This is a genomic window from Paenibacillus sp. FSL H3-0457 (genome assembly GCF_037981725.1).
In the GTDB taxonomy this organism is placed as follows: Bacteria; Bacillota; Bacilli; order Paenibacillales; family Paenibacillaceae; genus Paenibacillus; species Paenibacillus amylolyticus.
Map to the genome: position 1 here is coordinate 5,772,516 of NZ_CP150283.1, position 26,790 is coordinate 5,799,305.

Consider the following 26,790-nt stretch of genomic DNA (forward strand, 5'->3'; position numbering starts at 1 on the left):
AAAAATAGTAAACTATTCGACTTCTTCATTGGAATCGGAATTAAACTTTGCCATCATTAAATGGATATTCTGATCTGATAACCCTTTTACCGCCAGTATGCTTCGCAAACTATCTATTATCCCATTTTTTTCGCCCTCACTAAGCACTCCCTGCTCTGTGTGAAGTTGATTATACCTTCGTTTCATGCCTGTAATTGGCTCTATTACACCAGTAAAGAACTCATCTTTGTCCCAATTCTGGTTCCGAGAACAAACCGCTATAGTGATGCATGATGACAAGAAATCCTGATCTGACTGCAGTCTATTGCCAACGTCCATCTGTTCCCACTTCGGTAATGTCTCTCTCAGCCGAATTAATTCATTCAAGTCACGTTCAAATGAATAGCCATTGATTTCCTTTATGCAATTTACAAGGAGGTTATAAAGTGCTTTTTTAGGACCAATCTCAATAGCGCTATCTACACGTTGGCTCATTAGATACATCATAGTTTCTTGCCATCTTACGGGCATAATCATGTGTGCAGCTAAACAATCGGGTATCTCGTTTGGGTTCCCATAGGGTTGAGCCGTCACATTAGATATCACTGGAAACTGAAGTGGATTAAATATGTATTTCAGAAGCTCTTCTTTAAATTGCTCTGAAGCATTTTTCATATATATACTATGGAACGGAGCACTAACTTGTAAGGGTATTGCTTGCGCACCTTTGTTTAACACATGAGAAATGACATGTTCAACCGACTCCTTCAAACCAGAAATAACGTGTTGGTCCGGCGAATTGTAGCACGCAATGGTTACGGGAGTCTTTGGTGTTGACAGAATACGGCATAGATTTTCCATTTCTTCTTGACTTATACCTGTGATTGAGGCCATCATGCCATGGTTAGGCGACACAGCCGCTTGCATAAGCTCTCCTCTTTTTCTTACAATGCGAAGTGCATCAGAGAATGTAATAGCTCCCGCACAAGTTAAGGCGGTGATTTCACCCAGGCTATGACCAGCTACAAACTCAGGAGTAAGTCCAACTTGTTCCTTGTAAACGGCATAAGCCGCCATGCTTACTGTGAGCAAAGCAGGCTGCGCATTCTGGGTGAGTGAGAGTTGCTCCATTCCACCCTCGAAACACATTTTTTTCAAGTTAAACCCTAACATATCGTTTGCCTCTTCAAACACTAATCTGGAACAGGCAAAGCTTTCATAGTTCTTCTTTCCCATGCCGATGTACTGAGAACCTTGTCCCGGAAATAATAACGCTGTTTTTTTCAATGTACTAACCTCTTCTCAAATCAGGTTCTCAGGATGAATGTTCTTCGTTAACTGTCGGTTAACTATATTTAATAATTGGTTCGTATGGGTGTGGATAAAAAAATGGTCACCTTCCAACTTATATGTATAACACTCTAAATTAGAATGCTTTTGCCACCCTTCTATTGGCGACTTAAGCATATGATCATATATTCCATCTATAGTAGTAATATCACAATTCAGCTTGCTCTCACGTTGTATGTAGCGGTAATTTTCTGTTATTCTCAAATCCGACTTTATAATTGGAAGATAGTAGTCCCTTAACATTGGGTCTTGAAATACTTCAGAGGGCGTCCCTCCCATTGCTGTGAGCTCATTTATTAGCTCTTGCATCGGTAATGTATGCAGAATCTTATTGTTGCTCGTATAATCTGGGGGTTGCTTGGCAGCAAAGAAGATATGCTGAGGATTTTGTCCCAATAATTCTTTAATCTTATGTGCAAGCTCATAAGCGATTAAACTGCCCATGCTATAACCGAATAAAGCAAACGGTGTTTCCATGATATTGAATCTTTCATTCATACATGCGTAAATATCATCAACAGCCTCATGCAAATTTTGATAGAGGGGTTCTTGGCTCCTGGTTCCTCTCCCTGCAAGCTCAAACAAACATAATTCCACCCCAGGATTTAGTAACCCCCTCCATTTTTCATATGAAAACACTGAACCTCCAGCATACGGAATACAGATTAGTTCCATTTTCCTCATAAAACACAATCCTTTGAAATATATAGTAAAATAGTACTAATCACATGATAACATATAGTTATTTTTTTTCAACTTTTATCCAAGGCAATTATTTGAATATGTAGAGATAAGTACAAGCAAATGTCATAGAGAACTTTTTAATCCTCTAAAATGATAATATGGTTTATATCCCCAAATTGAAGAGCTTACTATAAGACACCCAGATGCATTTCATTCCAATTACTCATTAAAATGAACTCTTACTTTTTTCCTAAATGCTCATTCCCACACAACGAGGACGATTGAAAACTAACTGAGAATAAAAAAGTCCTGCAAACCAAGGAATTCTTAATCATCAGAACTAGAAATACTTAAGCCAGAAATCATTACAAACCCATGCCAAACGGTGACAGATGTCTTACACCAACTTATAGTTTTTCTAATCGCTCACAGTCTACCCCATCCTCTAAACAAATAAAAATTACTATCCCAAAACTCTCCCTCCTCCAACACGCTCTAACCCCTTACGCCGCATGCTTCTCCTCTATTTTCAAGATAAAAATTATTGTCCAAAAGGTGGAGAAATCAATGGGCAAAAGCTAAAGTTTAGAGAAAAAGAGCGAGAAAAGACTGGGGAAATGTGCGCTTGGATCAGCTGCATTTCTACCAGTCTTTAAAGTGTTTCCGAAAATTTATTTTTATTCAGGGACAGTTATTTGGGAATGGGACAGTTATTTGGGAATGGGACAGGAATTATTTAATGTTTACACCATCCTGTAGAAAACTAAAAATAACTGTCCCCACCTCCACCCCCCCCAATCCCTTACCCCACAAGGCTTCATCGCCATTTCCGAGATAAAAATAACTGTCCCCAAAACGCTGAGAAAAAGCCCTGAAAACTGGAAGGAAACTGGTTGAATTGTGAACGAAAACAACTAATAATTCGTGTCCCTGAAAGGATAGAGAATCGCCTGAGAAAAGCAAGGATCGGCATTTGAAACGCCTGGGTAAGAGCCTGGGAAATGACTGAGTAAAACCATCCGCGCTTACCCAAAAGCCTTGAGGAGACTGGGTTTCTGCTTGATTACCTATTCGGGATTTGGATGGGAAATCCCTGCTGTGACGCCTTAAAGCATGAAAAAAAAGACTGGAACAATGGTTGGCGCAATCGTCAACCAGGTTCCAGTCTTTGGTGGTTTGGGGACAGTTAATTTTAGTTAGGGACGGTAAATTTGAAATTGGACAGGAATGTGAGTTATATCATCAATTGAGACTAAAATCACGTGAAATAACGTGTTTCTATATCATAGTTTTATATTTTTTTTATCGTAATATAAGATAAACATATCTCTTCTATACTATAAAATGAGATTATACCGCTGACTAAACAATATTCATAACATATCCTTGATTTTATCACGTGCACGATCACGTGCACGACTAACTAAGATTACATCTGGAGAAGTACGAGACATTCTAGCTTCGATTCTTCTTAGTACTGTTTCCACTTCACCATACTTTGACCCAATATGTTCTGCTATTCTCCCTAATTGCTTTGTAATAAAACCAGCAAAGGGGATCGTGGAATTAGTGACTTCAATTATCGAGTCAAGAGTAACTCCTCTCACATCCCATACATCTAATCTTTTCCGATTTTTTTCGTAATGTTTTACTCTCTTGTTAAATTGTTCTATAATTTCAGTCATTTGTTCTTGTGATTGCTGTTCAGACAATCTCATGATTAAATTCCGTAGTTTATCTATCTCGCTCCCTTGAAAAGCTTCTGCAATTTCTAAAACTGGAACATGCCTCGATATAGTCAGTATTCCATCAGTAATTAAGTTAGGAGATGTCATAATATCATATTTCCAGTTATTATTTACGCCAGAATACAAATAAGCTAAATTCTCCTCATTTCTTGCTAACGGACCAACAGGGCAAAGAACTGCATTTTGGGCTGCTGCCCATTCAATTGAATTTGCAGCTTCCATTATTTCTAATTTATAGTTATTCCCAGTTAACGATTCAATTGTATTATGCAGAATTGGACCTAAACCTGTTATATATGTTCCAAGTGCTCCTTTTTTTGCAATTGACTCATACATCTTGCTCCATGAATCTGATAATACCATGGCAAAATTTTTCACCCATTTAGCTAAAATATCATCTTCATTGTTATTTAAGCTATCTGACAATCTGAAGAGTGCATTCAAGAATTCACTCTTTTCATTAGTCTCAATTGGAAGAAATATATATGGATTCCTGATCCTTTGATTTCTTAAAGTTCTGCATGCTAACTCTCTACTAAACACAAGATTTTTTGAGTTCACAGAAACAACTTTCTCGATGAACTTAGTATTGTATTTATTAACAGAGTGCGGAAGTACTATTTTTAATTTGTTCATCTCAATTAAACTCAAGAGTTCGCTTTCATTGACACCTAAACTGTTATAAAAATTTTCTTCAAAGGATTCTTTAGGAAGAATCAGATTAATCCCATTAAATAAAGTTAAATAGTTCCTTATATATTGGTTTCTCCAAAACTAGCATTCACAAAACAAGCTGAATGATTGTACTCTTGCTGGATAAAGTCATCAGTATCGTTCCATAATAAATTTTCTTTATTTTGGATCCATCCTTCTTCATCCTCTTCCCATTTGCGCATTAACTCTTTAGAAAAATCAAAGAACGAGTGCTTACTCACTGCAATTGAGATATTTGAAAATTTCTCGTAAACTGATTTAAATTCATTTTCAATATTTTCTGTCTGAGTTAAAATAATTTCTACCTGGTAACCCATCAAGTTAGAAATGCATTCTTTAACTATATCACTCTCATCACCTGATAAAATATATGCACTCATAATTTCCCATATATCATTTTTGTTATCATAATTCACCCAAATTGAAGGAATTTTATTGGGAAGGTTTAAAGACAAATGGAAATTAAAATCATTTAGGGTGAAAGGGCTACCCACTAAATTTTGTATATCTTTTTGCTCTCTTTCATTAATTCTTTGGGTTCCATTAGGCAAATCTATAACTAATTTAATTGGACAACTCGCAATTTTAATTTCTTTTTCGAAAGTACTATACATATCAGTATAAGTGCTATTAATGGGAACGATATTAAGATCATCACAAAGAATATAGTACCAACTTTGCTGTTTATATAAGCCTTTAAATTTTAATTGAGGTTGAAGTAACTGAAGACGCTCGTAACTGTACAATGCGTAATTTTCAATTATTTTACCTTCCATTTTTTCCCTCGATTCATTTTTTTTAGAAGCTAATGTTATTGTGCCGATATCTATTTTGATTAAACAACACTTTATACACAAAAACTCTGATATGAAAAAAGATATCATCTAGAAGTAGCTCGCTATTCTATTTTTTAATTTATTCAAATAATATCTGAAAAAGTGTAAGCGCATTCAGATTGCCCCGTTACTTCTTAGATTGACCATCAACTCGGGGTTATCATTTTCAACTTCAAAAAAGAAAATTTCATCTACATATTTTTCTATATCCCAATCATTAATACTCCACTCGTTTGTAGTAACAAATATAATTTTTCTTGAATTATTATCTTTGAGCCTAAGGAGAAATTTTTCATAACGCTTCGAATCGTTTAGGATAGTTTGAACTGGAAAAAACGTTGTAAAGGTGTTTTCGTTTCCGTTAAATTTAAACTTCGTTGACGTAGCATAACTAGTTATTAAAATTTCCATATCCCCTAATTCATAGGTAGAAGTAGACTTTACATTATCAGGAAGGAGCTTTATTTTAAAAGCATGATTAATTAATTCTGACACATTCGACATAGAAGACGTACTAATAATCCCTCTATCAAAAATTTTATTTAGACAGGAAAAAACTACCCTTAACTTAGCATCAGTGTCATAACCTCTCATCAAAAGTGTTCTTTTACTATCATCATTTAGAAAGTTTAAGACAGTTTGAACTGCTTTTTCCTCGTCTTTCACCGGATCTCCTCCTTAGGTCTTACCATATTTTTATATTTATACTACAGAAGTTGTTCACTATTTTTTGAACACTCTCAGATCCTTAGCCACTATAATTTCAGGAGTGAATCCGAGTGACCTAACTGTCGTTAACCATTCAATTATTTCAATTTTAAAATATATTGAAGCATTTTTACTGAAATCAATTTGTTTTTCTTTTCCTATTAGATTTGATGTAGTAACTATAAATATCATGGATATTTTTTTAATTTCATTAATCCCATAAGGATTTAATACGTTACCCTGCGAATTGTATAGTTCAGCACTATGGAGAGACTGTTGAATACAATATCTTAAAGATGAAGTCTCGCCTATCTTCAGATGGATTAGAGATTTTTGTTTATCATCATATAGATCTGCAAACTCAACATTTTTATAGAACAGTTGGCCCTTTTTACGATCAAGAAGCGTATATTGATGTTTATCTTCTAAGTAAATGTTGAAAGGATATTCTGCGTACTTGACACCACCGTCATATTTTTTCGGATTAGATAATTGTATCTTTCTTCCAGCCTCCAAAATATCATCTGTTAGACTATAGGCCTCATTATATGAAGATATTTGATTTACTTTTTTAATCTCACTAGCAATATAATCTATATATGACTTGTTAAAGCTCGCCCATCTTCCTTTGAAAAGACAATAATCTTTATTGCGGAGATTTGTACTGAAGTCTACCATTTTCAATAAACTAATTCTTTTATCTTTTTCTGATATAGTTTTTATTGAAACCTTTGATATGTCTTCACACTCAATCTCCTTTAACTTTCCACCTATAGATTCTATAGTATATGAATTAATTGGATGTCTTTTTGAAGCATATACAATTTCAATTTTTTCATCATTAGCAGGTCGAATAATAATATCTCCGTCATCCTCCATAAAATATGAGAGAGAAACCTTTGAATCCTCAGCTTTCAATTCCTTTAACAATTCACTATTCAAATCGGAAATTAAGGGCTTATTATCCTCATTGTTCTTGACAAAATTCATCCTTGGTAAACTTCCTGTTTTATCTTCATTGTTCAGAAGATAATGAAGCTCCGCTACAATCTCAATTATTTCTTGGGGCTTATATGTACGAACATTGATTTTAACAGTGGAACCAAATTTCAATCCTTCTTCATACTTGCTTAAAACGAACTGAGAATATTTTGGAGGAAATACAATTTTGCTAATCAGCATTTCATGACTTTCACCGATTTCAGTTGTTACATATGAATTCCTATTATATTGTGTCAAAGATTTGTTTTTTGATTGCTTAAAAAATTTCGCGGATTTAACATCTATTTTTTCGCTATCGTGTATAATTTCTGCAATATCAAAGCCAAACTCTATGTCTGCAAAATTGTTGGCGATACTATGGGCCCTCCCTAAGGAGATTGCATATAAATATTCGTCTACTTCAATAAGAATCATTCCATATGTTGATTCCACAATTTTAGTCTGCTAATCTGAATTCTGAAAATGAACCTTCCAATAATCGAACCATTCAATATTTGTGTTTTCATCTTCTGTCTTAAAAAAAAAGTCCATTTTAGTCTTCATTTTAATCTCTTGACTATCAATTAACTTTTGTAGTTCACCAACTTGTACAACACCAACTCTATTCATTTGATATTCTCGAGTTAAAAACTCTATGTAGTTATCTCTTGAAATTATTATTTTGTATATACTAAATTCCATGCTCTCATCTCCATAAATTCAATTTACACACCAAGAGCGAACACATTTTATTACCTTAACAAACTCTAATAACTTATTTCCGTGGTGATCACTAAGAAATGACATTATAAATCCACATTTTAAATTCTTACTTTGCTGAAGTTCACCAACAATATTTCTCACTTACATTTTACAAATGATTATTCATTATGTCTTAGACAACATAATGAAAATAACGTAGATCATTAAGACTACTCCCTTCATAAAACTAGTATAATCATACCACATACTCCTTAAATATATATCAAAATCTGGTATAAACAGGGGTATTAGTAAGAAGGATATAATTACATTTTTCAATATTCTTTTGAAGTTGCTTGAGGATATTCAATTATATATTTTCTTTTAATATCTTTTGTAACCTTCGACTAAATTATTTAGTTCTTTCGTTCTGACAAGAGTAATCACAAATTGATCTAATGATAGAAGAATCCCAACATTGTTCACAACAGTAATGACGCCTGGAAGAGCTTTGAGTTTTTCTGTCTTTGCTTTGGGAGATGTCGTGCAATTCGAACCGAAGTCGGGTTGCTCGGTGCGTAAGCCGAGCGATATTATCCCTTTTTCCAACCAATACCGAAAGCTCTTTCTGAATTTGGATATAAAAAAGACCAAAACGATATGCCTTCCCATACTCACATAAGGAAAATGCAATTTCATTTTAGTCATGCCTTCTTTACCAGTAACAGCCAAACACTGCTAATATTCAATTCGTTATTGATATAAACGTTTACTGGATCAAATATCACACAATAAATTAGTAGCATCACTTTATTCATTATATTTGTGTATGTTTCTTAACAGCAGGCATAATGATTGTTGCTAGTAGTTCAATGTTCTTTTTAATCTGATCCATACTGACGCCACCCGCATCGATCTCGGCTAAGAAGCGTTGTTGCCCATACATCTCGTATTGATACAACATTTTTTCAATAATTTGCTGAGGAGAGCCCACCATGAGTGCATCTCGATAATCGGTAGCAGCCAAGAATTGTTGCTCAGGGTAACCACTACCTCTTAATTGAACCGTAGCGTTATTAATATGTGGGTAGTATTCGCGTAAGGCTGTTTGGCTATCTTCAGCTACGTACATGAGACTCGTTGTGGAGATGGGTAATCTTGCAGGATCAAAGCCTGCACTTCGTGCAGCTTCACGGTAACGATCTACAGCAGTTTTAAATGCTGTTGACGGTCCACCAAGTGTCGTTAGCATCATGGGTACCCCTGCTAAACCTGCTTTAATCGCACTTGCCGGTGGTCCTCCTACTGCACGCCATATCGGCATTTTCCCATGTAATGGTTGGGGGATGATTTCGGCATGATGTAATGGTGCCCGGAACTCCCCTTGCCATGTAACGCGCTCTTCTTCGTTAATCTTCAGCAGTAATGCCAATTTCTCTTCAAATAGTTCTTCATAGTTACTCACATCAAAACCTAATAATTCATATGCACCTAGACGTGAGCCACGTCCTGCTACAATTTCCGCACGTCCATTTGAAATCAGATCCAACGTTGCAAAGTCTTCATATACTCGAACCGGGTCAGATGTACTCAGGACTGTTGCCGAGCTGGCGATTTTAATGGTTTTGGTTGCTTGGGCAATTGCTCCAAGGATCACAGTATGTGCCTGGGTTGCAAATAACGGCTGATGACTCTCCCCTACTGCGAATACATCAAGTCTTGCTTCTTCAGCCAGTTTGGCAGTTTCGATTAATTCGTTAATCCGTTGCTGTGCAGAGATGCGATGGCCTGTGAGAGGATTGCTTAAATGATCTCCAATGGAATAGAGACCGATCTCCATACCTTTTTCTTGTTGAATACGATATTGTTCCATCTTAGTCTGTCCTTCCATATGAGTTCCATGGAGGCCTAGAAACCAAAAGTTGGTTTCATCTCAATTCATTCGTTGATCTTACTGGCACCTAGTCCAAGTTTCTTGAGAAGATCGGTTAACTGTATTTTTTCTTCATTGGTAATAGAAGACAGATTTTTGGATATGACCTCAACGTGTTGAGGAAAGATCTCTTTGAATACATTTTGGCCTTGATCTGTAATGACTACAATTGAAGATCGACGGTCTGTCGGACTGGGTTCTCGCTTTACTAATTCTTTCTTTTCAAGCTTATCAACTACATATGTGATACTCCCGCTAGGGATCGAAAATTTCTCACTTATACTTTGGACCGTGTGTGGTCCTTTATTGTAGAGGAGTTCCAGCACCATAAAGTTCTCATTACTAATGCCGTATCGTTCTATATCTTTTACAACATCATCAAAAACAGTTTTACTGGCCTTTACCCACACACGGAAAAGCCGTAAATCTATCTGACTTTGTTCATCTCCTTGAAACATGTACAGGACCTCCTATTAGATACCTTCCCAAAAAACAGTATTTGTTATCTTGGTTTTCTGTATAAAGGATAATCAACTTCAGTCGGAACTTCAATAAGCAAGATTCTAAGGTCTTGATCAATAGCTTGTATGGCTACTCTCTCCTCTTGCTCTGATTGAACGATAATAAAATCCTTATGTGAGAAATGAGTTGCTTTAATTGTGTCTGACAAAAGAGTTCCATCTCCTCTAATGGCTAAACTAGCCAATGTACGACCCAAGGAAAGGCTATGAGTATATACTGTTCCCTTAGGAATAAGTACATCCCACATTTTAGCATCAGTCACGGTTTGCATAGGAGAATTGTTTCCTAAGAGTGTTTTAATTTTGACATCATCTATATCCACTAACGAAAACTGATTAGAATCGAATTGCGAATAAATAGGTGTACGTTTAACGGCTTGGCTTAGATGTGGTTCAAACCAAATTTGAAAGGCTTCAGTTGGTTCCTTTAACGCCTCAGCATGTTGCACACCAGAGCCTGTTTGCATGAGCTGAGCTCCTCCTTCTTGTACAACACTTTCCGTACCCAGTGTATCCCGATGATATCCCTTACCATGGATCACATAAGTGATGATTTCGAAGCCTTGATGTGGATGGAATCCGATTTCTGCTGGTTCCTGAGAATGAGCCCAAGCCCAGTAAAATAGGGGGCCTACTCGAGTAGTGATGGAGCCTTCTCCGGAAAAACCGATTGGTTTTTGTTCTTTGATTTTACCACCATCGAACTGACCACTCGCTTGATCTTTGGGTTTAATAATTTGGATTCTCATTATACTCACTCCTTAGTTTAACGGACCATTCACACAAACAAAGATCCGTAATTGATTAGAAATACGACCAACCCTAGAATTAATAAAATGATCGGCATAAGCATTTGTTTCAATTGATCCTTTATTTTAATGTGTGTCATGATCGCACCGATCATCGTTACCACGATGAGCAAACCACCCCATGCAGCTAAACCCTCATTCCAAATACCTGCAATAACTAAACCTGCTGCAATGACTTCGATCAACCCTGTAAACACTCGAAACGCTCCAGGATATCCATAGTGCTTAAATCCTTCTACCATCTGCTTGGACCCAAACTTCATCAACCCAAACATAAGAAAACCTAACCCTAAAATCACTTGCAAAACAATGGATAGAACACTCATAAATTCAATCTCCTCTTTACCCTATAATTATTAATCCTAATGTTAGGATATATGTATCCTAACATTAGGCTATATGTGTGTCAACAAAATTCTAATTAGACTAAAAACCTTCTCTCCGAAGGAAAGAAGGCTTTATGTTTAATTAAGATAAATTTATTAATTCAATCAGTATACTGCTGGTGTGCCGTCGTAATTGATTATCAGTCCATTGTGATTTTTATCATCCAAAACAAAATGTACTTCAGTTTACTCTGAAAATGCGAATGTACGTACCGAACCAAGTTCTTGTCCCGCGACGACGTTCGCCTCCTCATCTCCGTCAAAAAGATAATGGGCACTTGCGACGTTACCCGGATTTCACTACACAGTTGATATCCCGATCCATCTGGCAAATTGACATCCAACAAAATCAAATCGATCGTACACCTCAGCCCTTGTTTTATTTACATAAAATGGAATTGTAGTTTTTTAGATCACTCCAGCGTTAGTATACACCATTCTAACTTCTTCTCTAAATTTGCGTTTTGAACCCAATAAACAACACCTTTAGGCAAAGTAATTACGATTCCAATTTCATTTTTTGTATACTTACATCTATTTATTTTAGTATTCTACAAATTAAAAACAAACAGAATTAAGAACATAAGTGGAGGAACAGCTAATGCCGGCAACAGATTTAACGTCTTAAACTTTTTGATTCCTAAAATGCTCAATCCAGAACACAATATCAGGATCCCCCCAATGATTGATATCTCATTCATAAGATCTGTATTCAAAGAATTCTCTATTAAAGTGGCAATTAAATAAATGGAGCCCTGCCAGCAAAATAATACAAGAGCTGAAAATGCTATACCTATCCCAAATGTGGAAGCTAAAACAATAGAAGTGATAAAATCTAACATTCCATTAGCAAATAAGTATGTCATATTACCATTTAGAGCAGCTTCAACCGGACCGAGTATCGATAAGGAACCTATACAAAATAATAAAATAGCAGTAGATAATCCCTCCGCTAAATTCCCTTTCGAAAATCTGCTAACAATTTTGGAAAACTTCAATTCCAAGTTAAACCTCTGACCAATTAATGCACCTAAAGCCAGACTAACAATAAACAAAACCGGATATTTACTAGAAGGCATATGTTGTACGATCGAATTAATTCCAAGCGCTATCGCAGCTAATCCCATTGAGTTCATCAAGATTTCTTGGTATTCGTTTTTTATCCCCTTTTTAAAAACACTCCCAATACTACTACCTAAAATAATCATTAGTACATTAAAGACGGTTCCAAACATTATTTTTCTCTCCTTTAATAATCAGCTTATAAAAAAAATAAACCCTCTAGTTACTAGAGGGTCAAGTAATTTTGTTAGCGACTAAAAGGTAATAATATTTCTGTAACGTACTTTTCCACACTATTAGTGATTCCGTAATCAATTAATGTCACTTCGATAGAATCATCTAAAATATTATAATGATGTTCCCGACTATAAAGAAGTAGCTTTTCATAAAATAAAAAAGCATTGGCATGAGTTCCTCTAAAACGCACTCTTAAATATTCCCGAGAAGGAATAGTCACCGCCTTAGGGATTATGTCGCCTTCCTCTAAAATCATAAAAATACTGTTATATCTGTCAAATTTATTTGATTGAATGTCTTGTAAAGCAACCGATATACCAATTTTACCCAAAAATATACTTCCTTCAATGTTAAAGTTTTTTCTCAATTCAGCAATCGGATATTCAATATCTTCATCAGGTCTATATTCATGAATTAAATGGGCAACTCTTAGTTTGGGAAGCTTCACTTCTGCAATCGTGCCTAGTGGTTTGTTTATTGCATCATCTATCTGATCCAATCGTCGCTTAATTTTTTTATCTACTAACTCGAGTTCTCTAATTTTATTAGCAACTTCTATTTGTTGCTTTTTTAACATTTCAATTAGCCGATCCGTATCACGGTAATCGAAAAACTCTAAAAGGTCGTTTATCGGTAAACCGAGAGCTCTTAAATATTTTATAGTACTTAATCTTTCAAGATGTTGAGTTGAATAATACCGATAATTATTTTTTTCATCCACATATTCCGGTTTCAAGAGACCAATGTCATCATAATATCTAAGTGTGGAAATTTTAACTTGAAATAATTTTGATAAGTCACCTATCGTGAATAATTCCTTCATATATAAACCTCCTTTTGAAATCTCTTATTGAAAAGTGAAAAAAGCTATAATTCACAATTTACCTTTCTTGGAGATTAGGATTTGAGATAGTAGCTATTAGCTTAAAACAAGTCAATATAATCGGTCTGATATCATCCATTATTTTTTAAAGCGAAAGTTTCGGAATCAAAATAAACGCCTACTCAGGCGTTTATAAAAAAAAACTCGGTGTGCTTAGGCTCTGTCTGTGAAAAAATATTAATCAAGTTGATTAGGATATCTTTATTCCTTGTCCTCCCGATTCATACATATCTTACTGGATTTAGCCAAAGGATTGTATCGTCGGAACTATCGCAATTTTATCCGCCATTACCACTTGAGAATAAATTACCTTAGCTAGTCTTGTAGATCAATATAGTTTTGTTCTTTAGCACAAACTCTTCTTAAGCATCGTAATCAATCCAACGGCATACTTGATGACTAGTATTTAAATGCCTGGATATGAATCTCCTTAATTCCATGTCGTTACCCCTTTCTCAGCTATCTAGCTGTATACTTGTCATTTGTTTACTACTTTATTGTGTAATCTCAACCAACAAATCTATCCACCACTTATTATAACTGTAACAGTTAAACTAGATAGATGAATGAATGACTTGAAAATCAATATAATAAAAAGAAGGAGTGCTAAACGCAGTCCTTCTTTTCTTATTATCATTTACTTGTTCGACGAGAACTCCGTCAATAGATAATGGAGCACGCCAAACCCTCAAAAAAGAATTAAATTTGAATGAATGTGCAATTTCTTCTTAGCTTTATACGATTCCCATAATATCATATTTCATTAATACACTAAATCATTCTTTAGCTTCTGGTGAAGTTATTAGTAGCAATTGATTTGAGTTTGGATTATCCAAATTGACTTGAACCTGATCATAATTGAATGAGTTTGTAACCACAATCATTACAGTTGGATCGTAGCCTGCATCTACAACTTGTTTCAGATCAAACTCTACCAATTTGTCCCCAATTTTAATCTGATCATTTTCCTTCACCACGGGTTTAAAATGCTGTCCTTTTAGTTTCACTGTATTTATACCAATATGAATCAAAAGTTCAATTCCAGAATCCGAAACAATACCGATCGCATGCCCTGTTTTGTACACACTACTTATCTTACCATTGACAGGTGCGCTCACTACTCCACTTGATGGTATTATTGCTGCTCCCTTTCCCATTGCTTCAGAAGCAAATACTTCATCGTTTACACTAGTTAAAGAAACTACCTGACCTTCCACGGGCACCAATACCTCATTCGGAAGAGCTTTTACAGTGGGCATGATCTCACTTTTATTAGATACCCCGAAAAGGTATGTTAGGATAACAGCGCCAAAGAAAGCAATAATTAATCCAATTATCTCTCCTAGAAAACCATTTCCCAAATAGGTTGGAATCGCTAACAAACTTGGGAATGTGAACGTGGATGCATGAACTTCGAAAGAACCAATCACTGCTCCACCAATACCGGCAGCTATCATGGCACAGTAGAATGGGCGTTTTAATTTCAAAGTTACACCGTAGATTGCCGGTTCTGTGATCCCAAAAATAGCTGTGAGGGCAGCAGAGCCCGATAAACCTTTTAGCTTTTTATCTTTGGTTTTCAAGAACACACCGAGTGCTGCTCCAGCTTGAGAAAGTACTGCTGCACATACAATAGGTAACCATTGGTCGTATCCTTGGTTAGCGACGTTGTTAATCATAAGTGTAATAAGTGCCCAATGTACTCCAAAGATTACGATCGATTGGTGGAAAGCACCTAATACTAACCCAGCCAACAGTGGAGAAAAACCATAAACTCCAAGCAATATCCACGCAAATACATCGCTAATTTGTGTTCCTACGGGGCCAATAAGGGCCAAGGTTAATGGTAACATCATTACCAACGAAGCCAGTGGAGTCAACATATTCCGAATTGACTCCGGGAAAATTTTATTCAAGAATGGTTCCAGGTAGGAAAGGCCCCAGATAGACAACAAAATGGGAAATACGGAAGCTGTGTAAGTAATCGGTACAAGAGGTATACCAAAGAAATCAAGTGTTTGTGATTTTGTAACTACTTCTACCAAGGAGGGGTGAATCAGTGCCCCAGCTAAGGAAACAGCTACGAATTGATTCACTCTTAACTTTTTGGCCGCTGTAAAGGCCAAGAATATAGGTAAGAAATAAAAAATTGCATCACTTGCTGCATTCCATACTTTATATGCGCCACTTTCACTAGACAACCAGTTTAGTGTTATCACCAAAGCTAAGATTCCTTTCAGAATCCCTGCACCCGCTAATGCTCCAAGGAAAGGAGTAAATACAGCAGAAACGAAATCCATCAATTGGCTTATTGGATTAAATTTTTTATCCCCCTCCTCTGAAGCGCTTTCAGAGTTAGAAGAAATATGTGTATCCATTCCAGGCAACGAAGTAAGTTCTTCAAAGACTTGAGCCACAGAGTTACCAACAACAACCTGATATTGCCCTACACTATTTACAACAGTGATGACTCCATCTGTTTCTTCAATTTTTTTCGTATCTGCAGCATTGACATCCTTAAGTTTAAAACGTAGTCTTGTGGCACAATGCCAAACAGCATTCACATTTTCTTTACCGCCTACGCCCTCAAGGATTTCTTTTGCCAACTTTTGATGACTCATTGTTTTCCCCCCGGTTCAACTTTCCGGATCATCTTTGTTTATTCCATTAAACAAAGATGATCCGGGATGTCTTAATCATTTTGATTTATTGTCATTTAAACTATTCACACTTGGATGGGAATAATCTTTACCGTTTGAATCAATAAGCTGCTTATACCAGTAAAAACTATCTTTGTAATGGAATTGTCCACTACCCTTTCCCTCATCATCGTAATCCACATAAATGAAGCCATAACGTTTACTCATTTCTGCAGTACCTGCACTGATGATATCGAAGGGTGCCCATGAACAATAAGCAAATATGTCTGCGCCATCATGTATTGCTTCTAACATGGCGGAAATGTGATCCTTATGATACTCAATACGATAGTCATCGTGAACAAAATTATCTTCCGTTAATATATCTTTGAAACCAATACCGTTTTCTGCGATCATCATCGGAACATGATATCTATCCCAATAGTTAGACATGCAGAAATAAAGTCCGGTTGCATTGATAGACCAGCCCCAACGATTCGCTTTTAGATGGGGATTCTTGACGGTTGTATTCGGATCCATTGTATTTTCACTTGCCTTGACCGTATTGGACCAATAGTAGGATACAGCAAGGAAGTCCGCTGTGTTATTCCTGAGAAGCTCCTTCTCTTTTTCATCAATGTTCAACTGAATACCATTTTCTTCAAAGTAAGCGTAAGCGTAATCAGGATATTCTCCTCGAATGAGGACATCGCTATAAAAATATTGCATCCGGTTCCGTTTAAAGCTTAACTTCACATCTTCAGGCTCACATGAGTACGCTGTGGTTAACGTGTCCGCTAACATCACACCTAACTGAAGGTTTGAATTTATTTTGTGCCCATACTGAGTTATTTTTGATGAAGCAACAAACTGATGGTGAATAGCCTGGAATTTTGCCTGTTCGTAGTGATCGACTTTATCCTTCAGTATGCCAAGTGAAGCAAAAGCTTCTTTGTGTACTAAGTTAATCTGATTAATAATGATCCAGTACTTCACTTTTTTCTGAAATCTTTCTATCAAAGTTTGTCCATACTTCACAAAATAATCAATGAGTTTGGGGTTCACCCAACCTCCATATCGCTCAACCAAGTGTAACGGCATTTCATAATGGAACATGGTGACAATTGGCTCAATATTCTTTTGTTTCATATAATCGAACAATTGATCATAGAAGGCTAAACCTTGTTCATTTGGGAATTCATCATCCCCATTCGGATAAATTCTACTCCATGAAATGGATAATCGTAATGTTTTCACATGCATTTCAGCTAACACATCGATATATTCTTGATAGCGATCATAAAAATGCACCCCTTGACGTTTAGGGTAATAATAAGAGCCGTTTTTATAGCGTTCATACATTTCTGAATCCATCTCATTGAAATGCAACTCGGTGGGCTTAGCACCAGGTACAAATGGTTGAATGTCAGCAGTGCTTAGACCTCTTCCATCTCTCTGAAATGCGCCTTCGACTTGGTTAGCAGCAATAGCTCCTCCCCATAAAAAATCTTCTCTTATATCACTCATACACTTCCCTCACAATACTAATTCAAAATTTTTGTACAATTATAACTCCAGCAATAACCAACAATGCTCCCACCATTCGGGGAAGATTTATGGCATGCATTGTAGCTCCGACTAATCCGAAATGATCAATAATAATAGAGATAATAACCTGCCCTGCCAATACGTATCCCACAGTAGCCGCCACTCCGATTCTGGGCATAAGGATTGTTGTTGCCAAGACGTAAAAGGCTCCTAAGAGTCCCCCTGTCCACATCCACAAGGGAGCTTCCAACCATTCTTTCTTTACCAATGGCCCTCTCGTGAAAAAAGAAATAATTATTAGAGAAACTGCTCCTACTGTGAATGAAATGGCTGAAGCTGTAATGGGTGAACCAACAACAGTTCTTAACTGAGAATTCACACTGAACTGGGTGGGCAATGCCATGCCAGCCAGTAATGCAAATATCATAAAAAATATTGCCATTATTGTGTTTTCCTTTCGTTCAGAGAATGAATCACTCCAGCATCGGGACAAGTTAAACGTTCTCAATAATATCCATTCATTCATACTTTCACAACTCGAGTAGCACTTTTTACTCCTTAAAGAAAGAAATCAAATATCTATTGATTAATGGATAACCCGTGTAATCTCAGGACTATACTGGAGTGATTGATATTGATTTAACCATTGATTATTTTCTAACAATCCGAGTATAATCCAGAGATAAGAATAAGTAAAATTAATAATTAGTATGGGAGGTATACTGGATACTTATATGAATATAAACTTTGAACTGTATAAGGTTTTTTATATCACTGTTAAAGCTGGGAGTATGTCTAATGCAGCAAAAGAATTATTTACTTCCCAGTCGGCCGTAAGCCAGTCGATAAAACTTTTAGAAAGTAAAATGGGAAGACAATTATTTCACCGAAAGGCTCAAGGTGTAACTTTGACTTCTGAAGGGAAAATTCTTTTTCAATACGTGGAACAAAGCTACGAACTGTTACAAGCAGCCGAACGAAAATTTGAGGAGTTTAATAATTTGGATGCTGGCGAACTTCGATTAGCTGTCAGTACTACCGCCTGTAGTAATTTTTTGATGAAATATATAGAATCCTACTCTTTGTCATATCCTAACATTGAGATATATATTAAAGACCAATCTACGTATACCACGGTTAAACAGTTAGAATCAGGTGAAGTCGATATTGGCATTATTAATTTAGATGTAAAACAAGATTCATTATCTGTGATCGGAAAAATAGAAATACAAGATTGTTTTGTGGTCGGAGAGAGGTTTAGAGAACTAAGTCAGAAGGCAATATCACTTCAGGGGTTAGTATCTAATCATCCCATCAATTTACTTCAAAAGGGACTAAACACTCGAAATTACATTGACAATGTTTTTGCTTCATATAAGTTAAAAGTAACTCCTAAAGCTGAATTGAGTACGATGGAATTGCTAATTGAGTTTGCAAGAAAGGGATTGGGTGTTTCATGTGTCATTGAAGATTTCATTCATCAATATGTAGAACGCGAAGAATTATTTATCATACCTGTGAAGGAAAATATCCCAAAGAGGCATCTAAGCATAGCTGTGAAAAATAATTTCCCTCTAAGCTCAGCCGCCAGAAAATTCATAGAACTTTTCCAGAGTTCTCACATTTAAGTTTTTTTATAATTACTGAAAGACGCTAAATAGTAATTTTATTGCATAACCATTTTCATAACTAAGAGATTCTATAGCTATAATAAAATAAAGGGATAGGACGTTCCTGCGATGGTAGCATATGGTCTCCAATTCTACATTCATTTTTAACAAAATGAATGTAGAATTATTTACACTACAAGTGTATTAAGGGCTCCATCGCTATTTACTATTAGGATAGAATAGCTACTTTTTAATGTTTTATTTAAACCTTTGGTTCTTGCACTTTTTCAACCGTTACAATTACTAATACTTATACAACAAAAAAAGTCGCTATTACAGCGACTTTTTTTGTTGTATTATCCTTTTTTTCGCTGAATACTCTACAACAGCAATTTAGTGTAATATCTAGCTTTTTAATACTCTACTCTGAACATGATCCAACAGTAATAAGGTAATAAATCATTTGATTATTATGGAGCATTATATCGTTTTAACTTTAATTCTAAAATCCCTTCTACTTCTTGTTTATCTTCCACGTTAAGCCTTCGAAAGCCTGAAATTAAATTTGATTCTATCTCATTTAATCTCACATTAAATCTTTCTGAGTTTGAAACTATCGCACATTATCAAAAAGAAACGAATCCAGATCAACATCAAATTTTTCCTTCAAGGTAACTACCGTTTCCAAAGAGGGTTTATATTTATCTTTTTCTAAATCATTTAATGCTCCCTGAGACACACCAATTATCTGAGAAAACTCAGTTTGATTAAGCTTGTCCAACTTTATAATATATTTCATTTTTTTCCTATGCTCTTCATTATTACTGTCACGATCTGTCCATAAAGTACAAACAGTCCCCGAAGAATTATTACTATTCATGGGGACTGTTCGTGTTAGTTATTAAGTTTGTTATCAGCAGGAGGTTTATCTTACTAAATCATATAAAAACAAGAGAATTTAATTAGACGATTAACAGAACTTGAGAATATATTTATCCGCGTATTTATGTTGTCTCATTTTATGTTATAAGTTGTCTCATTCAATGATATAAACCACAAAATTTGAGTTATATCACTACCTATAACATCCGCTGTCTCATCGCCTCAAACAACAAAATCGTCGCCGCCATTGCCGCGTTAAGCGACTCTGCCTGTCCCTGCATCGGGATCGTAATCGCATCATCTACCAAACGTGCCGTAGCATCCGAAATGCCTTTGCCTTCGTTACCGATCACAAGCCATACCGACTGCGTAAAATCATAACTATAACATGAATGCTCTGCCTGCAAAGAAGTACTAACCAGCTTCACGCCCGCAGCCTTCGCTTCGGGAAGCAAAGATTCCAACTGGCCCTCCACAATGGGCAAATGAAACAATGACCCCATCGTCGAACGAATCGTCTTCGGGTTATACACATCAGCACAGCCCACGCCAAGTACAACCCCCGCTGCTCCAGCTGCGTCCGCACTACGGATGATCGTCCCCACATTACCCGGGTCTTGCACTCCGTCCAGCACCACAACAAGCCCGCGCGCTCCGGTAATCAGGCTTTCCAGTGGCTCACTGCCTTTACGCACAATCGCGAATACAGGCTGTGGAGTCATTGTATCCGTACATTTGGCGATAACCGCTGGAGATACACTGACCCACTCCACACGCTGAAGCGGGTTTTCAAGCCCGGCAAGCTCATTCGGTACGCCTTGCTCTCCATCGTACACGATACACTCCAGATTTGCTCCGGCACGTAGTGCTTCCTGTACAAGATGAATGCCCTCAATGATATATTTATGTTGACGGGTACGATGCTTTTTCTCCAGCAACTGCGCCCATTCTTTTACACGTGTATTTTGCGGTGATACAATATCCATCTTTCCATCCTTCCCATCTGCATCCATCACTTCGGATACGCAAGCTCCATTTTCGTCAAATGATCCTTGTGACCCACAATGATCAGCACATCTCCAGCTTCGATCCGATCCTCAGCGTACGGCGAGATGTTCATCGAGTTCCCACTGCGGATCGCCATCACGTTACAACCAAAACGTGCACGGATGTTTAATTCCATCAGGTTTTTACCGATCATTTGCTCGGAGGCTCTCATCTCCAAAATGCTGTAATCCTCAGATAACTCGATGTAATCCAGTATATTAGGCGAGGTCAGATGATGGGCTACGCGCAGTCCCATATCCCGCTCAGGATAGATGACTTTATCCGCCCCAATCTTCTGCAATACCTTACCATGAAGCTCATTTTGGGCTTTTACGATCAGAACGGGTACACCCATATCTTTCAATATCAGGGTTGTCAGAATACTCGCCTGTATATCTTCACCAATCGCCACAACGACAACGTCGAAATTCCGTATGCCCAGCGCACGCAGCGCTTCTTCATCTGTTGAATCTGCCGATACCGCATGGGTCACCACATTGGACATTTCCTGAGTCCGCTGCTCGTCCGCATCAATTGCCAGCACGTCGAATCCCATGCCACTCAGTGCATTGGCAACACTTGATCCGAATCGTCCCATACCAATTACGGCATACTGTTTCTTGGCCATTAGGGTCTTAACCTCCCGCTGCTCTTCAGCATGACGCATCATTACGGATACCCATGCTAACGTAAATAATCCTTCGTAGTATACCACAAAGCCCGATAAACTTGAATGCGCTCGCGCTTCCCAGGGAACAGTATTAGAGCAGCCGAATATACGAGGAGGGAATTGCGATGCCCATTACATTAAGCCTGCGTGAAGCGATTGTTCATAAAGTTCATGACAAGAGTGATGATCAGCTCCGGGAGATGATTGAAGGTTCAGTAGATGGACCGGAAGCTGCATTACCTGGACTTGGCGCCATTTTCGAGATGATCTGGAAGAACACAGAACCTGCCAAGCAGGAAGAACTGATTCAAATCGCGCAAGAGCATCTGCACACCATTCCCGTCCAACCGCTTAGCTAATCGAAGCAGTGGAGGGTAAGGTAACCATCATTACGTTTGTTCTGTCTGCAAAAGAAAGCTTTCCCTTATTCGGCTGGATCATACCCGCCTCTAAGTAAGGTGTATAGCAATAGATCCCTCCGCCACGATTGGCGGAGGGATCTTATTTTTAACAAGCTATCTCATCACATGAGCTTTTCACGTTTAACTAATTTTTTAACAATTCCCACGAAAGACTTCCGTCTTCACTTAAGGCGCAGTCTCCAGGAATTGAGCTGTAGGATTTTTATCCATAGCCGTTCTCATTGCATACTCATTTTCGAAGAGCACCACATAATTCCCTTTTTTATCTTTGACAAGCGCAGAGTTAATCCGGAATTTGCTTGGGTCCAGATTCTCGTCCACGATCCAGCGAGCGAACTGATAAGGCATGCGTTGTAATAGTACGTCTACCCCATACTCGCCTTTCATCCGGTATTCAAATACCTCGAACTGTAGTTGACCAATTACGCCGAGGATAGTCTCGTCGAAACTTGCCGTCTGGAACACCTGAATGGTTCCTTCCTCCGTCAACTGATCAATTCCTTTTTGGTACTGTTTATGTTTCAATGCATTTTTCACGGTAACTTTGGCGAAAATCTCTGGTGAGAACGTTGGCAACTCCTCAAAGACAATCTCGCTGCCTTGGCTCAGTGAATCGCCAATCCGGAAGATACCTGGATCGAACAAACCGATAATATCGCCAGCATATGCCTCTTCGACAATATCCCGGTCTTGTGCCAGGAATTGCTGTGGCTGTGACAGCTTGATTTCTTTGCCCACACGAGTATGCTTCACACTCATTCCACGTTGGAACTTGCCTGACACAATACGCAGGAACGCAATACGATCCCGGTGTGCCGGGTTCATGTTTGCCTGAATCTTGAACACATAACCGCTGAATTTCTCATTTGTTGGCTGAATCTCTCCTGCCGTACTACGACGTGGTTCAGGCTTCGGTGCCAGTTCCAGGAAGTTCTCCAGGAAAGTCTGTACGCCGAAATTGTTAATCGCACTACCGAAGAAAATAGGTGTCAATTCGCCGCGTTGAACTTTCTCCATGTCGAATTGGTCGCCCGCAATATCCAGCAACTCCAGATCCTGACACAATTGATCATGCAGGTATTCTCCTGCCATCTCACGGATAATCGGATCTTTGTAGCCATCTACCTTTTGTACTTTGATCGTTGAGTGATCGTCCCCTTGGAACAATTCCACCTGATTTTTCATCCGGTCATAGACACCACACAGCTCGCGACCTGTACCAATAGGCCAGTTCATCGGAACCGAACGAATACCCAGTACATTTTCAAGTTCTTCCATCAGGTCAAATGGGCTTTTACCCTCACGGTCGAGTTTGTTGATAAACGTAAAGATTGGAATGCCACGCTTCGCACATACCTGGAACAACTTGATCGTTTGTGCCTCGACACCTTTTGCCACGTCAATCAACATCACCGCGCTATCGGCAGCCGTCAGTGTACGATACGTATCTTCACTGAAATCCTGGTGACCCGGTGTATCCAAAATGTTGACGCGATGATCCAGATAATCAAATTGCATTACGGAAGAGGTAACCGAGATCCCCCGTTGTTTCTCAATTTCCATCCAGTCACTTGTTGCGTGTTTGCTGGCTTTCCGAGCTTTTACCGTTCCCGCAAGGCGAATCGCGCCCCCGAACAGCAACAGTTTCTCGGTTAATGTAGTTTTACCCGCATCCGGGTGAGAGATGATGGCAAACGTCCGGCGTTTGTCCACTTCCTGTTGAAGAATTTCATTTGCAGCTTTGCTCATAGGTTTAATCCCTTTCGTCCGTTCATTCACGTTAATCCGGCATGGCCGGTCCATCATTCAATCTTTATGCAATCCGGCGAGGCCGGTTGATTGTACATCAGTTTTTACGTACTAGGTATTTACACACTAGATTAATTTTACACATTTACAATGGAGTTCATCCTCCTCAAATCTGTGCTTTCATGTATACCGTGAACTGCTTCTTAACCCAACTCTCCTATTGTACCATAATCTGTACCGAAAATAACCGATTACTACCGCAGATTCTTCTCTTTTCCCTTGCAAAAAAAAGCACCCTTCAGCCATTTCCATGGCATCCAGGCACTCCTCATTCATTTTTATTTATGGTTTTAGAAAATCAATGCATCCAGCGCGTATTGTCCGCCACCTGTCAATGCCAGCGCTACACCAATCACCAGAATCGCGAGATTATATTCGAATCCGTTCTGTGTGGACCAGTATCCGTTCGCGCCATGGACTTTCACAATCGCAATGACCATCGTCAATGCAATCAGAATGCCACCTACCGGTGTGAGCAGACCTAGAGCCAACAGCAATCCGCCACCGAATTCCGCGAGTCCAGCCAGTAACGCCACCAATGCACCTGGCTTCATGCCCATCGACTCAAACCAGCCGCCTGTACCCTTGATCCCGTAACCTCCGAACCAACCAAACAGCTTTTGAGCTCCGTGCGCCATGAACGACAATCCAATCACCAAACGAATCAACAACAACCCTACATCCAACATCATTTTCTTTTTCCTCCATTCGATATATACAAAATAGTATTCTTAGATTAAAGATATTATGCACATTTTTTCTTCATGATTCTCTGTGACGCAAACCCCTTCAACTGGTTTACATTTTATCTCATGAATGATAACTTATCCGAAACGTTTGCCCGAATGAAGTTTGTCATTTGCGTAACTCTTTAACTCATGTGTTGAGTATAAGTTACATACTTACTTTTTGTCAACAACTTAATTTAAATTACTTATTTCCTTATGATGGATACCTACCTTTTCCCCCACTAAAAAGCCTGGGTACACCGCAAAATTTGCGATTTCCCCAGGCTCAGTCATGTTGTGTATATTGTTAATACTGTTGTTAATGCCCTTACTCTAACCATTCACTTGCCAGATCACGCTGTCCTCGTCCTGACCATTCACCGGCCACCAGTGGAATCCGTCCTGCTCCAGCAGCTTATCTGTCGCTTCTGGTCCCCAAGTTCCAGCAGGGTACGTATGAAGCTCTCCTTGATTCTGTCCCCAGGCTGCTGCGATTCGATCCACAAAAGACCAGGCTGTTGCCACTTCATCCCAACGGGTGAAGTACGTAGAATCCCCTTCTGCCGCATCGTGCAGCAGACGTTCATATGCTTCAGGCGAGTTAATTCCAATCATGCAGCTCTGACAGAAATCCATCGCGAGTGGCTGAATCTCGGAATCCGAGCCTGGTTTCTTGGCATTGATTTTGATATATATGCCTTCCATCGGATTCACCCGAATGACCAGCAGGTTAGGTTCGAGCTTATACTTTTTCCCAAGGTACACGTTGTTTGGCATCGACTTGAACTCAACTACGATCTCGGTCGTTTTCACCGGAAGTCGCTTGCCTGTCCGAATGTAGAATGGCACACCCGCCCAGCGGAAATTATCCACGAATACACGTGCTGCAAAATACGTCTCCGTATTCGACTGCGGATCAACCTTGTCTTCCTGGCGATACCCCGGAAGCTGCTTGCCACGGTACTCCCCTTCGGCATACTGCCCCCGCACAACGTTGTTGCTCACTTCCTCATCCGAGGTGAACGCCCGTAGAGAGCGTAATACCTTCACCTTTTCATCCCGAATGTCTTCCGGGAATAGGCGACTCGGCGGTTCCATCGCAATCATCGTCAGCATCTGGAGCATATGATTCTGCCCCATATCACGCAGTGCACCGGAGTGATCATAATAACCACCACGTTCTTCCACGCCTACCGTTTCACCAAGCGTAATCTGAACGTTGGCAATATGTTTGTTATTCCAGAGCGGTTCAAAAAAAGCATTTCCAAACCGAATCACTTCAATATTTTGCACCATTTCCTTGCCCAGATAATGATCAATACGATAGATTTCCTCTTCACGGAATACCTCACGAATCTGCTCATTCAGATGTTCGGCGGATTGCAGATCATAACCAAATGGTTTTTCGATCACCAAACGGTTCCAACCCTTACTTTCTAACATACCACCGTCCCGCAAACTGTACGAGACACTGCCAAACAGCTCAGGTGCCAGTGCCAGATAGAACAGCCGGTTCCCCGGCGTGTTAAACTTTGATTCCAGATGCTCCGTCTGCGCACGCAGCTCTTTGAATCCTTCCACATTATTGATATCCAGTGCTTTGTATTCAAAATGATCGACAAAAGCGTTCCACTCATCAGGTTCCCCCGCTGGATAACGGCAGAACTCTTTAATGGATTCATAGATGTCTTCCCGGAATTCTTCTGGGGACCTCGGACGACGTGCTACGCCAATAACCGCAAAGTCTTCGGCAAGCTTGCCTTCACGGTAAAGACTGTAGATAGCCGGAAACAGCTTCCGGCGGGCCAAATCACCCGTTGCTCCAAAAATGAAAAATACTGCGCCTGGTGTCTGTACTTCATCTTGCAATTGTTTTTCAACCATGGGCTCCTCTTTCTTCCG

25 protein-coding genes are annotated in these 26,790 nt (G+C 38.6%); 2 read left to right on the forward strand and 23 right to left on the reverse strand.

What is annotated here, in order from left to right; all coding sequences use genetic code 11:
* Positions 1–12: 12 nt before the first annotated feature.
* The 17 genes from fabD to MHH25_RS25650 form a co-directional block, all read right to left on the reverse strand.
* A complete protein-coding gene (gene fabD, locus MHH25_RS25570; RefSeq protein WP_051446905.1) occupies positions 13–1,266 on the reverse strand; it encodes an ACP S-malonyltransferase in 1,254 nt (417 codons plus the stop codon).
* Between the two features lie 15 nt (positions 1,267–1,281).
* Complete coding sequence (locus MHH25_RS25575; RefSeq protein ID WP_051446904.1) at positions 1,282–2,013, reverse strand: thioesterase domain-containing protein; 732 nt, start codon at positions 2,011–2,013, stop codon at positions 1,282–1,284.
* Positions 2,014–3,386: 1,373 nt separating this feature from the next.
* The gene (locus tag MHH25_RS25580; RefSeq protein ID WP_340018501.1) at positions 3,387–4,397 is read right to left on the reverse strand and encodes a hypothetical protein; all 1,011 of its coding nucleotides are present in this window, start codon (positions 4,395–4,397) and stop codon (positions 3,387–3,389) included.
* 116 nt (positions 4,398–4,513) lie between these two features.
* Positions 4,514–5,251, reverse strand: a complete 738-nt coding sequence (locus MHH25_RS25585) for a hypothetical protein (protein WP_340018502.1) — start codon at positions 5,249–5,251, stop codon at positions 4,514–4,516.
* Positions 5,252–5,425: 174 nt separating this feature from the next.
* Positions 5,426–5,977 carry a hypothetical protein gene (locus tag MHH25_RS25590; RefSeq protein ID WP_076328951.1) on the reverse strand — a complete coding sequence of 184 codons (552 nt, stop codon included), beginning with the start codon at positions 5,975–5,977 and terminating at the stop codon, positions 5,426–5,428.
* 57 nt (positions 5,978–6,034) lie between these two features.
* Positions 6,035–7,453 (reverse strand): DUF6119 family protein, encoded by a 1,419-nt coding sequence (locus MHH25_RS25595; protein WP_340018503.1) that lies wholly within the window; start codon positions 7,451–7,453, stop codon positions 6,035–6,037.
* A 12-nt stretch (positions 7,454–7,465) separates the two neighbouring features.
* Complete coding sequence (locus MHH25_RS25600; protein ID WP_340018504.1) at positions 7,466–7,702, reverse strand: hypothetical protein; 237 nt, start codon at positions 7,700–7,702, stop codon at positions 7,466–7,468.
* Positions 7,703–8,519: 817 nt separating this feature from the next.
* A complete protein-coding gene (locus MHH25_RS25605) occupies positions 8,520–9,575 on the reverse strand; it encodes an LLM class flavin-dependent oxidoreductase (RefSeq protein WP_340018505.1) in 1,056 nt (351 codons plus the stop codon).
* A gap of 65 nt (positions 9,576–9,640) precedes the next feature.
* The gene (locus MHH25_RS25610; protein WP_076328947.1) at positions 9,641–10,093 is read right to left on the reverse strand and encodes a MarR family transcriptional regulator; all 453 of its coding nucleotides are present in this window, start codon (positions 10,091–10,093) and stop codon (positions 9,641–9,643) included.
* Positions 10,094–10,137: 44 nt separating this feature from the next.
* Complete coding sequence (locus MHH25_RS25615; RefSeq protein ID WP_076328946.1) at positions 10,138–10,905, reverse strand: pirin family protein; 768 nt, start codon at positions 10,903–10,905, stop codon at positions 10,138–10,140.
* Positions 10,906–10,934: 29 nt separating this feature from the next.
* The gene (locus tag MHH25_RS25620; protein WP_076328945.1) at positions 10,935–11,291 is read right to left on the reverse strand and encodes a DoxX family protein; all 357 of its coding nucleotides are present in this window, start codon (positions 11,289–11,291) and stop codon (positions 10,935–10,937) included.
* A gap of 200 nt (positions 11,292–11,491) precedes the next feature.
* Positions 11,492–11,704 (reverse strand): response regulator, encoded by a 213-nt coding sequence (locus tag MHH25_RS25625; protein ID WP_076328944.1) that lies wholly within the window; start codon positions 11,702–11,704, stop codon positions 11,492–11,494.
* A 198-nt stretch (positions 11,705–11,902) separates the two neighbouring features.
* Positions 11,903–12,586: a DUF554 domain-containing protein gene (locus MHH25_RS25630; RefSeq protein WP_340018506.1), complete on the reverse strand. Its 684-nt coding sequence runs from the start codon at positions 12,584–12,586 to the stop codon at positions 11,903–11,905.
* Positions 12,587–12,660: 74 nt separating this feature from the next.
* The gene (locus tag MHH25_RS25635) at positions 12,661–13,473 is read right to left on the reverse strand and encodes a MerR family transcriptional regulator (RefSeq protein WP_340018507.1); all 813 of its coding nucleotides are present in this window, start codon (positions 13,471–13,473) and stop codon (positions 12,661–12,663) included.
* 836 nt (positions 13,474–14,309) lie between these two features.
* Positions 14,310–16,154 carry a beta-glucoside-specific PTS transporter subunit IIABC gene (locus tag MHH25_RS25640; RefSeq protein WP_340018508.1) on the reverse strand — a complete coding sequence of 615 codons (1,845 nt, stop codon included), beginning with the start codon at positions 16,152–16,154 and terminating at the stop codon, positions 14,310–14,312.
* A gap of 75 nt (positions 16,155–16,229) precedes the next feature.
* Positions 16,230–17,699, reverse strand: a complete 1,470-nt coding sequence (locus tag MHH25_RS25645; RefSeq protein ID WP_340018509.1) for a glycoside hydrolase family 1 protein — start codon at positions 17,697–17,699, stop codon at positions 16,230–16,232.
* Between the two features lie 22 nt (positions 17,700–17,721).
* Complete coding sequence (locus MHH25_RS25650) at positions 17,722–18,162, reverse strand: DMT family transporter (RefSeq protein WP_076328939.1); 441 nt, start codon at positions 18,160–18,162, stop codon at positions 17,722–17,724.
* A 292-nt stretch (positions 18,163–18,454) separates the two neighbouring features.
* Here MHH25_RS25650 and MHH25_RS25655 point away from each other — a divergent pair, with 292 nt between their 5' ends.
* Positions 18,455–19,348, forward strand: a complete 894-nt coding sequence (locus tag MHH25_RS25655; RefSeq protein ID WP_340018510.1) for a LysR family transcriptional regulator — start codon at positions 18,455–18,457, stop codon at positions 19,346–19,348.
* 595 nt (positions 19,349–19,943) lie between these two features.
* Here the strand turns inward: MHH25_RS25655 and MHH25_RS25660 are convergent.
* The 3 genes from MHH25_RS25660 to MHH25_RS25670 form a co-directional block, all read right to left on the reverse strand.
* On the reverse strand, positions 19,944–20,210 hold the full coding sequence (locus tag MHH25_RS25660) for a helix-turn-helix transcriptional regulator (protein ID WP_340018511.1): 267 nt from the start codon (positions 20,208–20,210) through the stop codon (positions 19,944–19,946).
* Positions 20,211–20,409: 199 nt separating this feature from the next.
* Positions 20,410–21,198: an RNA methyltransferase gene (locus MHH25_RS25665; protein WP_340018512.1), complete on the reverse strand. Its 789-nt coding sequence runs from the start codon at positions 21,196–21,198 to the stop codon at positions 20,410–20,412.
* 26 nt (positions 21,199–21,224) lie between these two features.
* Positions 21,225–21,926 (reverse strand): TrkA family potassium uptake protein, encoded by a 702-nt coding sequence (locus MHH25_RS25670; protein ID WP_076254620.1) that lies wholly within the window; start codon positions 21,924–21,926, stop codon positions 21,225–21,227.
* A 128-nt stretch (positions 21,927–22,054) separates the two neighbouring features.
* Between MHH25_RS25670 and sspI the strand changes: the two genes are divergently transcribed.
* Positions 22,055–22,288 carry a small acid-soluble spore protein SspI gene (gene sspI / locus MHH25_RS25675; RefSeq protein ID WP_017692323.1) on the forward strand — a complete coding sequence of 78 codons (234 nt, stop codon included), beginning with the start codon at positions 22,055–22,057 and terminating at the stop codon, positions 22,286–22,288.
* Positions 22,289–22,516: 228 nt separating this feature from the next.
* On the opposite strand, the gene MHH25_RS25680 is transcribed toward sspI, so the two are convergent.
* The 3 genes from MHH25_RS25680 to zwf all read right to left on the reverse strand — a co-directional run bounded on the left by MHH25_RS25680 (position 22,517) and on the right by zwf (position 26,772).
* Positions 22,517–24,100: a peptide chain release factor 3 gene (locus tag MHH25_RS25680; protein WP_340018513.1), complete on the reverse strand. Its 1,584-nt coding sequence runs from the start codon at positions 24,098–24,100 to the stop codon at positions 22,517–22,519.
* A gap of 350 nt (positions 24,101–24,450) precedes the next feature.
* The gene (locus tag MHH25_RS25685; RefSeq protein ID WP_024634146.1) at positions 24,451–24,849 is read right to left on the reverse strand and encodes a DoxX family protein; all 399 of its coding nucleotides are present in this window, start codon (positions 24,847–24,849) and stop codon (positions 24,451–24,453) included.
* Positions 24,850–25,221: 372 nt separating this feature from the next.
* Positions 25,222–26,772 carry a glucose-6-phosphate dehydrogenase gene (gene zwf, locus MHH25_RS25690; RefSeq protein WP_076328936.1) on the reverse strand — a complete coding sequence of 517 codons (1,551 nt, stop codon included), beginning with the start codon at positions 26,770–26,772 and terminating at the stop codon, positions 25,222–25,224.
* Between the last annotated feature and the right edge of the window lie 18 nt (positions 26,773–26,790).

Coding starts and splice junctions, on each gene's coding strand:
- MHH25_RS25640 (WP_340018508.1), bottom strand. CDS start 16,154: ATGAGTCATCAAAAGTTGGCAAAAGAAATCCTTGAGGGCGTAGGCGGT.
- MHH25_RS25605 (WP_340018505.1), bottom strand. CDS start 9,575: ATGGAACAATATCGTATTCAACAAGAAAAAGGTATGGAGATCGGTCTC.
- sspI (WP_017692323.1), top strand. CDS start 22,055: ATGCCCATTACATTAAGCCTGCGTGAAGCGATTGTTCATAAAGTTCAT.
- MHH25_RS25630 (WP_340018506.1), bottom strand. CDS start 12,586: ATGTTTGGAACCGTCTTTAATGTACTAATGATTATTTTAGGTAGTAGT.
- MHH25_RS25575 (WP_051446904.1), bottom strand. CDS start 2,013: ATGAGGAAAATGGAACTAATCTGTATTCCGTATGCTGGAGGTTCAGTG.
- MHH25_RS25650 (WP_076328939.1), bottom strand. CDS start 18,162: ATGGCAATATTTTTTATGATATTTGCATTACTGGCTGGCATGGCATTG.
- MHH25_RS25670 (WP_076254620.1), bottom strand. CDS start 21,926: ATGCGTCATGCTGAAGAGCAGCGGGAGGTTAAGACCCTAATGGCCAAG.
- MHH25_RS25635 (WP_340018507.1), bottom strand. CDS start 13,473: ATGAAGGAATTATTCACGATAGGTGACTTATCAAAATTATTTCAAGTT.
- MHH25_RS25665 (WP_340018512.1), bottom strand. CDS start 21,198: ATGGATATTGTATCACCGCAAAATACACGTGTAAAAGAATGGGCGCAG.
- MHH25_RS25645 (WP_340018509.1), bottom strand. CDS start 17,699: ATGAGTGATATAAGAGAAGATTTTTTATGGGGAGGAGCTATTGCTGCT.
- MHH25_RS25610 (WP_076328947.1), bottom strand. CDS start 10,093: ATGTTTCAAGGAGATGAACAAAGTCAGATAGATTTACGGCTTTTCCGT.
- MHH25_RS25655 (WP_340018510.1), top strand. CDS start 18,455: ATGAATATAAACTTTGAACTGTATAAGGTTTTTTATATCACTGTTAAA.
- MHH25_RS25615 (WP_076328946.1), bottom strand. CDS start 10,905: ATGAGAATCCAAATTATTAAACCCAAAGATCAAGCGAGTGGTCAGTTC.
- MHH25_RS25685 (WP_024634146.1), bottom strand. CDS start 24,849: ATGTTGGATGTAGGGTTGTTGTTGATTCGTTTGGTGATTGGATTGTCG.
- MHH25_RS25680 (WP_340018513.1), bottom strand. CDS start 24,100: ATGAGCAAAGCTGCAAATGAAATTCTTCAACAGGAAGTGGACAAACGC.
- MHH25_RS25620 (WP_076328945.1), bottom strand. CDS start 11,291: ATGAGTGTTCTATCCATTGTTTTGCAAGTGATTTTAGGGTTAGGTTTT.
- MHH25_RS25660 (WP_340018511.1), bottom strand. CDS start 20,210: ATGAATAGTAATAATTCTTCGGGGACTGTTTGTACTTTATGGACAGAT.
- MHH25_RS25600 (WP_340018504.1), bottom strand. CDS start 7,702: ATGGAATTTAGTATATACAAAATAATAATTTCAAGAGATAACTACATA.
- zwf (WP_076328936.1), bottom strand. CDS start 26,772: ATGGTTGAAAAACAATTGCAAGATGAAGTACAGACACCAGGCGCAGTA.
- MHH25_RS25585 (WP_340018502.1), bottom strand. CDS start 5,251: ATGGAAGGTAAAATAATTGAAAATTACGCATTGTACAGTTACGAGCGT.
- MHH25_RS25580 (WP_340018501.1), bottom strand. CDS start 4,397: ATGAACAAATTAAAAATAGTACTTCCGCACTCTGTTAATAAATACAAT.